Here is a 13318-nt window from a genome sequence, read left to right on the forward strand (position 1 = left end):
GGGAAAAATAAACCAAACTTGGCACTGGCTTATACAAACACCCTGTTGAGTTCTCAAAGAACAAACACACACCGCGACTTGGATCTCCTCCGAGGAGCTCCCCGCCGTGGGGCACTTGTTTTACATTACCTGACCGCTTCGTTCCCGTCAAACCGGTGTGACCCGATCTGTGGAGCTAACGACAGGTTTGTCCCGAAGTTACGGACAGCAAGAAGCTGCTGACCATGATCCTCGGGGTTTGGCAGAACCGGCCGCTCGCGGTGATCCCGCGGCTCGCCCGGTGCCCTGCCGGTCGTCAACCTTACCCGGTCGGTCTCGCGTCGCCAAATCGGCTCCGCACCGCCCGTGGGCAGGGAGAAAGTTACGTGTGCGGAGGGGACAACGTCAAATCGGCGCGCCTTGTTCCACGTCACACAACAGAGCGTCATCGCGCCATCCCGGAAACACGAACGCGGCGCCCCGCGGAAGGACGCCGCGTTCCGTGTACTCAGGCCGTGACCTCGACACCGGCGAACGTGCGCTTGCCCCGCCGCAGCACCAGGAAGCGCCCGTGCAGCAGCGCGTCCGGCGACACGGGCGCCTCGGCGTCGGTGACCCGCTCGTTGTTGACGTACGCACCCCCCTCGGCGATCGCCCTCCGGGCCTCGTTGAGGCTCGCCACCAGCCCCGCGTCGCGGAAGAGGACGGCGACCGGAGGCAGCTCACCCTGTACCCGATGCAACCCCGCCTCCGCCAGCGCGGCCTGGAGGGTCGCGGGCATGAGCGAGTCGAGCGCGCCCCGCCCGAAGAGTGCGTGGCTCGCGGCGATCACGTCGTCCGCCACGTCGGCCCCGTGTACCAGCGCGGTGAGCTCGGCCGCCAGCGCACGCTGCCCCGCACGGGCGGCCGGGCGTTCGGCGATCTCCTTCTCCAGCGCGAGCAGTTCCTCCTGCGATTTGAAGGAGAAGTACCGCAGGTACCGGCCGATGTCGCGGTCGTCGGTGTTGAACCAGAACTGGTAGAACGCGTACGGGCTGGTCATCTCGGGGTCGAGCCAGATCGCCCCACCCTCGCTCTTGCCGAACTTGGTGCCGTCACTCTTGGTCACCAGCGGCGTGGTGAACGCGTGCACCGGCCCCGCCCCCCGGCGGCGGATGAAGTCGACGCCGGCGGTGATGTTGCCCCACTGGTCGGACCCGCCGAACTGGAGCTCGCATCCGTGCCGCTCGTGCAGCTGGAAGTAGTCGTGCGCCTGGAGCAGCTGGTAACTGAACTCGGTGTAGCTGATCCCCGACTCCAGCCGCGCCTTGACCACTTCTCGAGCGAGCATGCGGTTGACCGGGAAGTGCTTGCCCACGTCGCGGAGGAACTCGACCACCGACATCGGCCCGGTCCAGTCGAGGTTGTTGACCAGGGTGGCGGCGTTGTCGCCGGTGTACGTGACGAAGGGCGCGAGCTGGTCGCGGATCCGCTCGACCCAGCCTGCGACCACCTCGGGCGGGTTGAGCGTGCGCTCGCTGCTCTCCTTGGGATCGCCGACCTGGCCGGTCGCGCCCCCGACGAGCAGCAGCGGGCGGTGCCCGGCCAGCTGCCACCGCCGCGCGGTCAGCACCTGCATCAGGGAACCGGCGTGCAAGCTGGCCGCGGTGGGGTCGAAGCCGACATAGAACGTCACCGGCCCGGCGGCCACTCGGGCACGCAGCTCGTCGAGGTCGGTGGAATCCTGGATGAGGCCTCGCCAATGCAGGTCGTCGATCAGATCCGTCACGGTCGGTATTGTCCCCCATCGCCCGGACGGGTCCGCCACCCGGTTTCACGCCGGCACGCCGAAGGCCTTCCGCAGGTACTCCGCCACCCGCGCGGTCGCCTCCCGGGCCGCCGCGAGCGTGCCGGTCATCGTGAAGAAGCCGTGGGTCATGCCGTCGTAGCGGGCCAGCTCGACCGGCACCCCGGCGGCGCGCAGGCGCTCGGCGTACTGCTCGCCCTCGTCGCGGAGCGGGTCGTACTCGGCGGTGACCACCAGGGCCGGCGGAAGGCCGCTCAACGAGTCCGCGCGCAGCGGGGAGGCGAGCGGGTCGCCGGCGTCGGCCGGGTCGGCGAGGTAGTGGCCCCAGTACCAGTCGACGGAGGTGCGGTTGAAGAAGAACGGGTCGGTGTTGTCGCGCATCGACGGGGTGTCGGCGCCGTAGGCCACGTTGGGGTAGACCAGCACCTGGGCGGCGAGCGCCGGGCCGGCGTCGCGCGCCTGGAGGGTGACGGCGGCGGCGAGGTTGCCACCCGCGCTGTCGCCGGCCACCGCGAGGCGGGCCGGGTCGCCACCGAGCTCGGCCGCGTGCGCCGCCAGCCACGTCACCGCGGCGTGGCAGTCGCGCGGCGCGGCCGGAAACGGGTGCTCGGGGGCGAGTCGGTAGGCCACCGAGACGACCAGGCAACCCGCGTCGGCGCAGAGCCGCCGGCAGATGCCGTCGCTCGTCTCGAGGCTGCCCAGGACCCAGCCGCCGCCGAAGAAGTACGCGAGGAGCGGCAGCGGGCCGTCGGGAGCGCCGGCCGGACGGTACAGGCGGGCGTCGAGGTCGCTGTCGGGGCCGGGGATGCGCAGCGGGACCACGTCGCCGACCGGATGGGCGGCGCCGCGATCGGCCTTGATGGACGCGAGGTCGGCCGCGCGGGCCTCGGCGATGGACATCTCGTAGAGCGGGCGGGCGCCGGAAGCGGCGCGGTGTGCGCGCATCAACGCGAGCTGCGGATGCAGGGGCATCGGTGTCCTCCTAGCCACTTTCGACGGCTCCTGGAGGTGCCGTCGATACGGTGAGAAAACCGAAACCCAATCCCCGCAACGCATACTCCTACAGAGGTCCCGCCCGTGCAACTCACCGACCTGCATGGCTCGTTGAGTGACCCGCTGCTCGACACGATGAACTTTCTCAACGAGGTGACCGCCCGTTTCCCCGACGCGGTCTCCTTCGCGCCCGGCCGGCCGTACGACGAGCCCTTCGACCCGAGCGTCGTGGCGGGTTACCTCGACGCGTACGCGAAGTACCTGGAGCGCGACCGCGGCCTGTCACAGCGGCAGGTCGGCGGCCTGTTGTTCCAGTATGGACGGACGAAGGGGCAGATCCACGAGCTGGTCGCCGCCACCGTGGCCAACGACGAGGGCATCGAGGTGTCACCCGAGTCCATCGTGGTCACCGTCGGCGCGCAGGAGGGCATGCTGCTCGCGCTCCGGGCCCTGTTTCGCGACTCAGCCGACGTCCTGCTCGTCGCCTCCCCTTGCTACGTCGGCATCACCGGCGCCGCCCGCCTCCTCGACATCGCCGTCGAGCCGGTGCCGGAGGGACCGTCCGGTGTGGACGCCGCCGCGGTGGGCGCCGCCGCGGCCCGGGTGCGCGCGAGCGGGCGCCGGCCCCGCGCGCTCTACGCGGTGCCCGACTTCGCCAACCCGTCCGGCACGAGCATGCCGGAAGGCGCGCGCCGGGAGCTCCTCGCGACGGCGGTCGAGGAAGACCTCTACGTGTTGGAGGACAACCCGTACGGGCTCTTCTCCCGCACCGGCGCCCGCACACCCACGCTCAAGCAGCTCGACGAGCACCGCCGCACCATCTACCTCGGCTCGTTCGCGAAGACGTGCTTTCCCGGGGCGCGGGTGGGATACGCGATCGCGGACCAGCCGGTGGTCGGCCCCGACGGCGGCGTCACGCTCCTCGCCGACCAGCTCTCCAAGATCAAGAGCATGACCACCGTGAATACGTCGCCGCTGGCACAGGCGGCGATCGGCGGGATGCTCGTCACCTACGGCTGCCGGCTGCGGGCGCTCAACGAGGAGCGGATCCGGCGCTACCGCGAGCGGCTCGTCGCGCTGCTCGCGGCCCTGCGCCGGCACTTCGGTGACGACGGCGCGGTCAGCTGGAACGTGCCGGACGGCGGGTTCTTCCTCGTGGTGAGCCTGCCCTTCGTGGCGGACGAGGCGGCGCTCACCCGCTCGGCGCGCGACCACGGGGTGCTGTGGACGCCGATGAGCTACTTCTACGCCGGCGCGGGCGGCGAGCGGCAGATCCGCCTCTCGTGCAGCTACCTGGAGGTGGCGGAGATCGACGACGGGGTGCGCAGGCTGCGGGAGTTCACCAGAGCGCATAGATAAGCTTGACTGGATTGAAACGGTTCGATACGGTGCCGGCACGTCCGGAAAGCCCTTTCCCTTCCTGAAAGGCGGGCACCGTGAAACCACGATGGCTGGTCCTCCTCACCACGGCCGCGCTGGCCGTCCCCGGCGCCGCCTACGCCGCGACGGCGCCGGAAGCGCCGCCGGTCACCACCCTGGCCGCGTGCGGTGACGGGTCGTTCAACGCCGAGGCCGTGCTCAGCGGCAGCACCTGGACCTCGCGCAACGGCAGCCGCACCGTCTACACCGGCTCCGACATGCGCGCCGCCGTACAGGCCGCGCTGGACAGCCTCACCGCCGGCCGCACTTCCAAGCAGTCGGTGGTCGTGCGCGGCTCCGGCACGATGAGCGCCGGCTCGCGCATCTCCGTGCCCAGCTACACGATCCTCGACGTCTGCGGCGCCATCACCGTAAACGGCTCGGGCTCCGGCGACCAGGCGCCCATCTACTCCCGCGGCACCCGCGACATCGAGGTGCGCCACCTCCAGGTGCGCGGCGCGCCGCTCTACGGGATCTTCATGCGCAACGTGAACAACCTCGTGCTCGGCCAGATCGACATGCGCCTGTCCGGCGGGCTCGCGGTGCGCATCGACAACCACGGCGGCGACCGCGCGGTCAAGGTGCGCAACATCCGGATCGACAACGTGTACGTCGAGGGCGCGACGAACCAGGGCGTGGAGACGTACGGCGTCGACGGGCTGACCGTCGGCACAGTCACCGCCCGCCGCGTCGGCTACTCCGGGCTGCTGCTCAACGACACCATCAACGCCACCATCGGTACGGTCGACGCGGACAACGTGGCAGCCGGCACCGGATACGCGGCGTTCCGGATGGCCAACCGCAACGGGCGGATCGGCAGCAGCTACCCGACCAACATCCGGGTCGGCAACGTCATCGCGCGTGGTGGCGGGCGTGGCATCTTCTGCGTCTCGGAGAGCGGCGGCGCGGTCATCGACCGGATCACGCTGAGCAACAACGGCAACAACTCGATCCTGGTGGAAAACTGCTACAACGTGACGGTAGCGGCGCAGAGCGGCACGATCAGCGGCGGTGGCGAGGTGCGGATCGCGGCGCGGACGGAGTTCGCGCCGTCGTCCAACATCACGTTCCAGAACCTGACCGTGAGCAACACGAACATCCGGTGGAGCCCCTGCACCGGCAGCAACAACGTGGTCCGCAACGTGACCCGCAACAGCTCCAACCTCTACTGGTGCTGAGCACCGGCGAGTAGCGCGGAATCCACATCGGAGAGTCGGGGGCGTCCGGAGAGGACCATCGCCTCCTCGAGCTCGGCGGCGAGGATGTCGAGCACCGCCCGGGCCCCCGACTCCCCGTCGACGGCCAGGCCCCACAGCGCCGGCCGGCCGACCAGCACGGCGCTCGCCCCGAGCGCGAGGGCGCGCAGCACGTCGGTGCCGGTGCGTACGCCGCCGTCGAGCAGCACCGGGCCGCGCCCGCCCACCGCGGCGGCCACCTCGGCGAGCGCGTCGACGCTCGCGACGGCGCCGTCGAGCTGGCGGCCGCCGTGGTTGGAGACCACCACACCGGCCGCGCCGTGCGCCATCGCGAGGGCCGCGTCCGCGCCGGTCAGCACGCCCTTGACCAGCACCGGCAGGTCTGTCTGAGCGCACAGCCAGGACAGGTCGGCCCAGCCGAGCGCCGGGTCGAACTGCTCCCGGGAGTGCCGCACCAGCGCCGACTCCCCCTCGACCGCCTCGTGCGACCGCGCCATCACGGCGGCGTCCACATTGGCCGCGACGATCCCCGCCGGTACGGCGAAGCCGCGCCGCACGTCGCGCAGGCGCCGCCCGACGCGGGGCGTGTCAACGGTAAGCACCAGCGCGCGGTAGCCGGCCGCCTCGGCCCGCCGGACGAGACCGGTCACGACCTCGCGGCGGCGGAACCAGTACAGCTGTAGCCACAGTGGACCCGACGCGGCGGCCGCGATCTCCTCCAGCGTGCGGCTGGCGAAGACGCTTACCACGAGCAGCCCGGCGGCGCGCGCCGTCGCCACCTCGCCCTCCGGGTGGGCCAGTTGGTGGTACGCGACGGGAGCGACACCGATCGGCGCGCGCAGCGGGGCGCCGAAAAGCTCCGTCGACGTGTCCGGCCGCGACACGTCCACGAAGAACCGGGGGCGCAGGGCGAGCCGGGCGAAGGCCTCCCGGTTGGCGGCGAGCGTCCGCTCCTCTCCGCTCCCGCCGCAGATGTAGTCCCAGATCCCCTCGGGCAGGCGCTCGCGGGCGGCCGCCTCGTACTCGGCCACGCTCAGCAGGGTGTCCACGGTGGTCTCCTAGCCGGTCTCGAGCGCGGACGGAAAGGATATGGGTGTGGACGAGGTGTGCGTGTGGCTGGTGCGTTCACCGCTGCCGGACGCCGTGCTCGACCGCCTGGCCGGCCTGCTCGACCCGCGCGAGCGCGACCGCGCCGCCGCGCTCGACCCGGTGGGGCGGCGGCGGTTCGTCGCCGCGCACGGCGCCGCGCGGGTGCTCGTCGCCGAGCGGGTCGGCACCGCGCCGCGGGACGTGCGGTGGGAGTACGGGCCGCACGGCAAGCCCGAGGTCGACGGCGTGCGGATGAGCCTCTCCCACTCCGGCGACCTGGCCGCGGTGGCGCTCACCCCCGCGCGGGCGGTCGGTGTCGACGTGCAGCGGCACACGCCGGGCCTCGACACGCGTGCCATGGCGGTGCGGTATTTTCCGGCCGACGAAGCCCGCCTCGTCACCGGCGCCGCGGTCTTCGCCACGCTGTGGGCGCGCAAGGAGGCGTGCGTCAAGGCGACCGGTGGGCGGCTCACCCAGGGGCTCGCGCTCCCGGTGGCCGCCGGCCCGGTGGTCCGCGGCGCGTACCACGTCGTGGACCTGCCGGTGCCGGACGGCTTCGCCGGCGCGGTCGCGCTCCACGGGCCGGAGCCCCTGCGGGTCAGCACCGCGTGGTGGTCAGTCACGGAGTGAGCGGCCGGTCTTGGCCAGGAAGACGTCGTCGAGGCTGGGCCGGTGCAGCTGGATCGAGTCGAGGTCGAGGTGGGCACCGTCGAGCGCGCGCATGACCTGCGGGATCGCGGTGGCGCCGTCGTCCACGTACAACCGGAGGCCGGCGGCGTCGGTCTCCAGCTTGCGCACGTACGTCGCGCCGTCGAGCAACTCCGCCGCCTTGGGGGTGGCCCCGTTGAGGCCGACCACGAGCACGTCGCCGGTGATCTCCCGCTTGAGCTGCTCCGGTGACCCTTCGGTGACGATCTCGCCGTTGTCGATGATGGCGATCCGGTCGCAGAGCGCGTCGGCCTCGTCGAGGTAGTGCGTGGTGAGGAAGACGGTCATCCCGCCGTCGCGCAGCCGCCGGATCTCGTCCCACATGTGCGCCCGGCTCTGCGGGTCGAGCCCGGTGGTCGGCTCGTCGAGAAACACCAGCCGCGGCCGGTGGATGATGCCGAGCGCGATGTCGACGCGGCGCCGCTGCCCGCCGGAGTACGTGCGGCAGGGACGGTCGGCGTACTCGGTCAGCTGGAACGCCTCCAGCGCGTCGGCCGCCCGCCGCCGCGCCTCCGCCTTGCTGAAGCCGTGCATGCGCGCGTGCAGGACGAGCTCCTCGCGGGCGGTGGAGTCCTCCCACGTGCTGCCGCCCTGCGCCACGTATCCCACCCGCACGCGCACCTGCGCCGGGTCGCCGAGCAGGTCGACGCCGGCGATCGTCGCCTCACCGCCGTCGGGCTGGATGAGCGTGGTGAGCATCTGGAGCGTGGTGGTCTTGCCAGCGCCATTCGGCCCGAGGAAGCCGAAGATCTCGCCCTCTTTGACGTCGAGGTCGACGCCGCGCACCGCCTCGACGACCGTGGCCTTGCGACCCCGACCGGACCGGTAGGACTTGCGCAGGCCTCTGGTCACAATCATGGCCCTCACTTTATGTGCCGGCTCTCGAAGTCCCGTGGAAGTGGGCTAAAGGCCGCTCCCGCCTTGTTCCGCAACGGGATACCGTGAGACCACTATGGACACCCTGCGAGAGATCGCCGGCATGCTGCGCGATGTCACCGGCGAGGACGAGCGGTGGGCCGCGGCGGTCACACCGGAGAGCCGGCTCGAAGACGACCTGCGGCTGGAGAGCGTGGAAGTGGCCGCGCTGGGCGAGGCGCTGCACGCGCGGTGGGGCGTCGACCTGCCGGCGTACCTCGCCGACCTCGACCTCGACCAGCTGGTCGACCTGAAGGTCGGCGACCTCGCGAGGCTGGTGCGCGCGTGAGCCGTTTCCTCTTCGTCGCGCCGCCGCTGGCCGGCCACGTGTACGCGGCCGGTGCCGTCGCGAGCGCGCTCGCCGAGCGGGGACACGACGTGGCCTGGGCCGGCCCGGAGACCACGCTGCGCCGCATGCTCGGCGACGGCATGACCGTGTACTCCACCGGCATGCGCCCGTACCGGGGGCAGCGCGACCGCGGCTTCCGGGCGGTGCGCTCGCTGTGGGAGGGCTTCGTGCTGCCATACGCGACGTTCACGCTGCCGGCCGTGGAGAAGGCACTCGCTGCCTTCGGCCCGGACGTGGTGGCCGCCGACCAGCACGCGCTCGCCGGCGCCGTGGCCGCGCACCGGCACGGCGTGCGCTGGGCCAGCCTCGCGCCGCAGTCGATGGAGCTGACCCGCCCCTTCCACGCACTGCCCAAAGTGGAGGAATGGATCCGGCGCGGCATCGACAACGCCGGTCTGTCCATCGGAGACGGCGCCGACCCGCGCTTTTCGCCGCACCTGGTGCTGGCGTTCACCAGTCGGGCACTGACCGGAGCGCACGACTTCCCGCCGCACTACGCGCTCGTCGGGCCGGCGCTCGGCACCCGTGCGGCCGCGCCGGACTTCCCGTGGGACGCCCTCGACCCGGCCCGGCGGGCGGTGCTCGTCACGATGGGCACGCTCGCCGAAGACGTGGCCCGCGACTTCTACCCCCGGATGGTCGGGGCGCTGCGGGCGCTGGAGGGCCGCGTCCAGGCGGTCGTCGCCGCGCCGCCGGGCGCCGTGCCCGACCCGCCGCCCGGCACGATCGTGCTGCCCCAGGTGCCCGTGCTGGCGCTGCTGCCCCGCCTCGCCGCGGTCGTCTGCCACGCCGGGCTCAACACGGTCTGCGAGGCGCTCGCCCACGGCGTGCCCCTCGTCGTCGCGCCCATCAAGCACGACCAGCCGGTCACCGCCGCCCAGGTGGTCGCGGCCGGCGCGGGGCTCCGGGTGCGGTTCGGCCGTTCCGGCGCGGACGAGCTCGCGGCCGCGCTCACGGCGGTGCTCGACGAGCCCGGCTACGCGGCCGCGGCCGGGCGGGTGCGGGATTCGTTCGCCGCGGCCGGGGGTGCCCCGGCCGCGGCGTCACACCTGGAACGGCTTGCCGCTAGCTCGTGACAGCGGCCGCGCGCGCACGCCGGCCGCCCAGGGTGGACCGCCCGCCACGAGGACGCTGGCGGGCGGCCCATCGGTCGCGACTCCCAGGGGTCAGCTCTTGACGACCGCCTGGATCGCCGCGACCAGCTGAGCGCGGCTGGGCTGCACCGCGAGGTCGAGCTCGGGAGCACAACCCACCACCACCGCCGCGTCCGGGCGGGTGACCCGCTTGGGCGGGGCCACCAGCCGCATCTCCTCGGCCGCGGTGGCGAGCACCTCGGCGCCCACGCCGCAGAACCGGTTGCCGTCGTCGAACACGACGAGCCGGCCGGTGCGCTCCACCGACGCGGCCAGGCCGGCCCAGTCGAACGGATGCAGCGAGCGCGGGTCGAACACCTCCACCGACACGTCCTCGGCCAGCTCGCCGGCGACCGCGAGCGCCTCGTGCACCAGGTGGCCGACCGCGAGGACGGTCACGTCGGTGCCGGAACGGCAGACCCGCCCCACGCCGAGCGGGATCGGCGCGAGGTCCACGTAGGACACGTCCTCGCGCAGGGCGAGGGCCGGCATCGGGCAGAAGACGACGACCGGGTCGTCGTCGCGGATCGCGGACAGGAAGAGGCCGTACGCGTCCGTCGGGGTCGCCGGGATCACCGTCTTCACGCCGAGGTGGGCGAAGACCCCGTACGGCTGGTCGGAGTGCTGTGCGCCCCAGCCCGGGCGCCAGCCGGTGCCCGGCAGCAGGTACGTCACCGGCACCGTCACCTGGCCGGCGCTCATCAGCCGAAACTTGTTGGCCTGGTTGGCGATCTGTTCCAGCACGAGCAGCAGCAGGAACGGAATCTGGTACTCCACCACCGGCCGCTTGCCACCCATCGCCGCGCCGGTGGCGAAGTTGGTGAAACCCTGCTCGGACAGGGGCGTCTCGAGCACCCGGTCGGGAAACCTGTCGAGCAGGCCGGTGGTGACGTTGTTGAGCGCGAACTTGATGTCCTCACCGAGCACGAAGACGTCGGGATCGCGCTCCATCTCGTCGGTGAGCGCCCGGTTGAGGGCCTTGGCGTACGACAGCTTAGGCATGCGAAACTCCCGCGCGGAGGCGTACCGGCGTGGCGTAGAGGTAGTCGAACGCGTCCGCCGGGTCCGGCCGCGGGCTCTCCAGCGCGAAGCGCACCGCCGCGTCGAGCACCTCCTCGATCTCCGCGTCGATCGCCTCGCGGAGGGGCAGTGGCACGCGGGCGGACTGGATGGCGAGCGGGTCGCGCTCCCGCCACCGGGCCACCTCGGCCTCTTCCCGGTAGGCCAGGCGCATCCGCCGCTCGAAGGTGTGGTGTCCCTCGTACCGGTAGGTGGTGAACTCCACCAGCGACGGCCCGCCGCCGCTCCGGGCCCGGTCCACCGCGGCGGCCATCGCGTCGTACACCACCTCGGCGTCCTGTCCGTCGACAGTAGACGCCGGGATGCCGAACGCCTCGGCCCGCCCGACGACCGAGCCGGCGATCGCGGCACCGGCCGGCAGGGTCGTGGCGTACCCGTTGTTCTCGCACACGAACACGACCGGCACCCGCCACAGCGAGGCGAGGTTGAACGACTCCAGCAGCGCGCCCTGGGTCACCGCACCGTCGCCGAAGACGCTCACCGCGATCCGGTCGCCGTCGCGGGCCAGCGCCCAGCCCAGACCGGTCGCGATCGCCGCGCCGTGGCCGACCGTTCCGCTCGCGCCCCAGATGCCGGCGGACAGGTCGGACGGGTGGAACGAGCCGGCCCGCCCGCGGTCGATGCCGCCGACCCGGCCGGTCAGCTCGGCGAGAAACCGGCCCGGGTCGCTCCCCCGGGCCAGGAAGTGGCCGTGGCCGCGGTGGTTGCTCAGCAGGGCGTCGTCGGGGCGCAGCGCGGCGCACACGCCGGCCGCGACACCCTCCTGCCCGATGCAGGGGTGGATGCCGCTGCCGATGTCGCCGGAGCGGACCAGGTCGATACACCGCTCCTCGAAGCGGCGGATCAGCCGCATCGTGCCGTACAAAGCCTCCGGAGCCGGGCGCTGAGCCTTCCACGCTCCGCCGCTCGGCGCTCGTCCGCCGTCGTGGTCAAGGCCCGTGGCCTCGCGGCTCCCGCTCACCCGTCAGACCGCCTTGATGGCGGCGAGGATGCCGTCCCAGAAGGCGTACCGGGCGGTGAGGGCGTGGTTGACCGTGTCGGCGGCCTCCCGCCACTTCGCCTCGTCGTCGCCGCAGAGGTCGGTGACCATCTGCATGGCCATCGGCGTGTGCTCCTCGCCGTCGACCTCGATGTGGCGCTCCAGGTAGTCGACGAACGTGTCCAGCTTCGCGCCGCGCTCCTTGACCGCCACCACCTGGGTGAACATGTCCGGGATCAGGTCCTCCCGGCCGAACGCGAACGCCGCCGCCTGGCAGTGCACCGGCGCGTCCTCGATAAAACCCCACGTCGCCCGCACGAACTCGGCCGCCGGGGCCGGCACGCCCGCGCTGTCGAGGGCCGCCTTCACGTGTACCCCCGAGCGGATCAGGTCGATGAACGCGCCCACCACCGAAGTGTCCGCACCCGACTCGACCATGCCCTCGACGTAGAGCTCGAAGTGGCTGATGAACCCGCCGTGCAGTTCGTCGCTCTCCTCGACCAGCACGATGTCGTTGATGAGCCGGCGGCTGCCGGGCGGGCCGGTGGGCACCCACGGCACGCGTACACAGGTGAGGTTGCGCTGGAGCGACTTGAGCAGCGACATGAAGTCCCACACCGCGAAGACGTGGTGCTCCATGAACGTGACGATCGCCGCCTGGCTGTCGAGGTTGGCGTAGAGCGGGTGGGTGACGACCCGGGCGCGGGCGTCGTCGACGGCGCTCTCCAGGCGGCTGATGCCAGGGTGCGTCTGACCCCAGTCGTATCGGGACATGCGGGACCTCCTAGACCTGAGACCGGAAGAGCACCGGGCAGAACTCGGGATCGCTGTAGTCGGGCGCGCCCTCGGCCGTCCGGCGGACGAAGTGGTCGTGGTTGTACAGCACCGGCGTGCCGTCCGACAGGGTGTGGTAGCGGTGGCGGTTGTCGCCGTCCTGTAGGTGCAGCGAGATCGCGCGGCGCGGCTGGCCGGACCGGTTGGCACCGCTGCCGTGGTACGTCCGGCAGTGGTGGAAGCTCATGTGTCCCTTGGGGATCACCATCGGCACGGTGCGCATCTCGGTGCCGTTGTAGCGGGCGTTCTCCCGGACCAGCTCGTCGAGCTCGGCCGCGTCGCGATCGGCGAAGTGCCGGGCGGTGCTGTCGCCGCCGCCGAACTCCTTCCACCGGTGGCTGCCGTCGACCATCGTGATGGTGCCCATCTCCTCGCCGCAGTCGTGAAACGGGATGAAGGCGGTCAGCATCCGGTCGGACGTGCAGGTCTGCCAGTAGTGCCGGTCGAAGTGCCAGGGCACGAGGTTGCTTGGCTCCTCCGGCCGCGGCGGCTTGTAGATGAGCGTGGCCTGGAAGAGGCGGATCTCGTCGGCGCGGGCCAGCCGCGCGGCCACCGCGCCCACGATCGGCTTGCGCAGGATCGCCGCGATCGGGTCGCTCTCGTAGTGGATGTAGTCGTTGTGCCGCTGCACCGCCCCATTGGACGGCTCCCAGTAGGCCAGTGTGGACGGTCGCTTGCCGAGCCGCCGGCTGCGGGCGCCGGCGTAGAACGCCTCGCTCTCCGCGACCAGCGCGTCGACCTCCGCGTCGGTGAAGAGCTTCTTGGACAGGTACCAGCCGTGCTCCTCGTACGACCGCACATCGGCCTCGGACGGTAGGAGGTCCTCCTCCACCGGGATCGTGGTAGTCATTTCGGTCC

General features: G+C 71.9%; 13 protein-coding genes. 5 read left to right on the forward strand and 8 right to left on the reverse strand.

Annotated elements, in window-relative coordinates:
- Window positions 1–487 precede the first annotated feature (487 nt).
- Together tyrS and lipP1 are read right to left on the reverse strand one after the other, a co-directional pair.
- Window positions 488–1747, reverse strand: a complete 1260-nt coding sequence (gene tyrS / locus AC5L36_RS44125; protein ID WP_441224906.1) for a tyrosine--tRNA ligase — start codon at window positions 1745–1747, stop codon at window positions 488–490.
- Window positions 1748–1792: 45 nt separating this feature from the next.
- On the reverse strand, window positions 1793–2737 hold the full coding sequence (gene lipP1 / locus AC5L36_RS44130; RefSeq protein ID WP_441224908.1) for a LipP1 family hormone-sensitive lipase: 945 nt from the start codon (window positions 2735–2737) through the stop codon (window positions 1793–1795).
- Window positions 2738–2893: 156 nt separating this feature from the next.
- On the opposite strand from lipP1, the gene AC5L36_RS44135 reads away from it, so the two are divergent.
- Window positions 2894–4117, forward strand: a complete 1224-nt coding sequence (locus AC5L36_RS44135; protein ID WP_441224973.1) for an aminotransferase-like domain-containing protein — start codon at window positions 2894–2896, stop codon at window positions 4115–4117.
- A 77-nt stretch (window positions 4118–4194) separates the two neighbouring features.
- Window positions 4195–5355: a hypothetical protein gene (locus tag AC5L36_RS44140; RefSeq protein ID WP_441224910.1), complete on the forward strand. Its 1161-nt coding sequence runs from the start codon at window positions 4195–4197 to the stop codon at window positions 5353–5355.
- Here AC5L36_RS44140 and AC5L36_RS44145 read toward each other — a convergent pair.
- Complete coding sequence (locus AC5L36_RS44145; protein ID WP_441224912.1) at window positions 5343–6422, reverse strand: alpha-hydroxy acid oxidase; 1080 nt, start codon at window positions 6420–6422, stop codon at window positions 5343–5345. The genes AC5L36_RS44140 and AC5L36_RS44145 overlap by 13 nt on opposite strands.
- A 46-nt stretch (window positions 6423–6468) precedes the next feature.
- On the opposite strand from AC5L36_RS44145, the gene AC5L36_RS44150 reads away from it, so the two are divergent.
- A complete protein-coding gene (locus AC5L36_RS44150; protein WP_441224913.1) occupies window positions 6469–7092 on the forward strand; it encodes a 4'-phosphopantetheinyl transferase family protein in 624 nt (207 codons plus the stop codon).
- Here the strand turns inward: AC5L36_RS44150 and AC5L36_RS44155 are convergent.
- Entirely contained in the window at window positions 7078–8028 is a 951-nt protein-coding gene (locus AC5L36_RS44155; protein ID WP_441224915.1) for an ATP-binding cassette domain-containing protein, read from the reverse strand. The genes AC5L36_RS44150 and AC5L36_RS44155 overlap by 15 nt on opposite strands.
- A 94-nt stretch (window positions 8029–8122) precedes the next feature.
- Between AC5L36_RS44155 and AC5L36_RS44160 the strand changes: the two genes are divergently transcribed.
- Both AC5L36_RS44160 and AC5L36_RS44165 read left to right on the forward strand, forming a co-directional pair.
- Complete coding sequence (locus tag AC5L36_RS44160) at window positions 8123–8374, forward strand: hypothetical protein (RefSeq protein WP_441224916.1); 252 nt, start codon at window positions 8123–8125, stop codon at window positions 8372–8374.
- Window positions 8371–9510 carry a glycosyltransferase gene (locus AC5L36_RS44165; protein WP_441224918.1) on the forward strand — a complete coding sequence of 380 codons (1140 nt, stop codon included), beginning with the start codon at window positions 8371–8373 and terminating at the stop codon, window positions 9508–9510. Before AC5L36_RS44160 ends, AC5L36_RS44165 begins: the two co-directional genes overlap by 4 nt.
- Before the next feature lie 90 nt (window positions 9511–9600).
- Here AC5L36_RS44165 and AC5L36_RS44170 read toward each other — a convergent pair whose 3' ends face one another.
- The 4 genes from AC5L36_RS44170 to AC5L36_RS44185 form a co-directional block, all read right to left on the reverse strand.
- Window positions 9601–10569, reverse strand: coding sequence for an alpha-ketoacid dehydrogenase subunit beta (locus AC5L36_RS44170; protein WP_441224920.1), 969 nt, complete (start codon window positions 10567–10569; stop codon window positions 9601–9603).
- The gene (locus AC5L36_RS44175; RefSeq protein ID WP_441224921.1) at window positions 10562–11500 is read right to left on the reverse strand and encodes a thiamine pyrophosphate-dependent dehydrogenase E1 component subunit alpha; all 939 of its coding nucleotides are present in this window, start codon (window positions 11498–11500) and stop codon (window positions 10562–10564) included. The genes AC5L36_RS44170 and AC5L36_RS44175 overlap by 8 nt, the downstream gene beginning before the upstream one ends.
- 111 nt (window positions 11501–11611) lie before the next feature.
- Window positions 11612–12400: a DUF3050 domain-containing protein gene (locus tag AC5L36_RS44180; protein ID WP_441224923.1), complete on the reverse strand. Its 789-nt coding sequence runs from the start codon at window positions 12398–12400 to the stop codon at window positions 11612–11614.
- Window positions 12401–12410: 10 nt separating this feature from the next.
- Entirely contained in the window at window positions 12411–13310 is a 900-nt protein-coding gene (locus tag AC5L36_RS44185; RefSeq protein WP_441224925.1) for a phytanoyl-CoA dioxygenase family protein, read from the reverse strand.
- Between the last annotated feature and the right edge of the window lie 8 nt (window positions 13311–13318).

The sequence above is a fragment of the Phytohabitans sp. LZ39 genome (assembly GCF_059359075.1).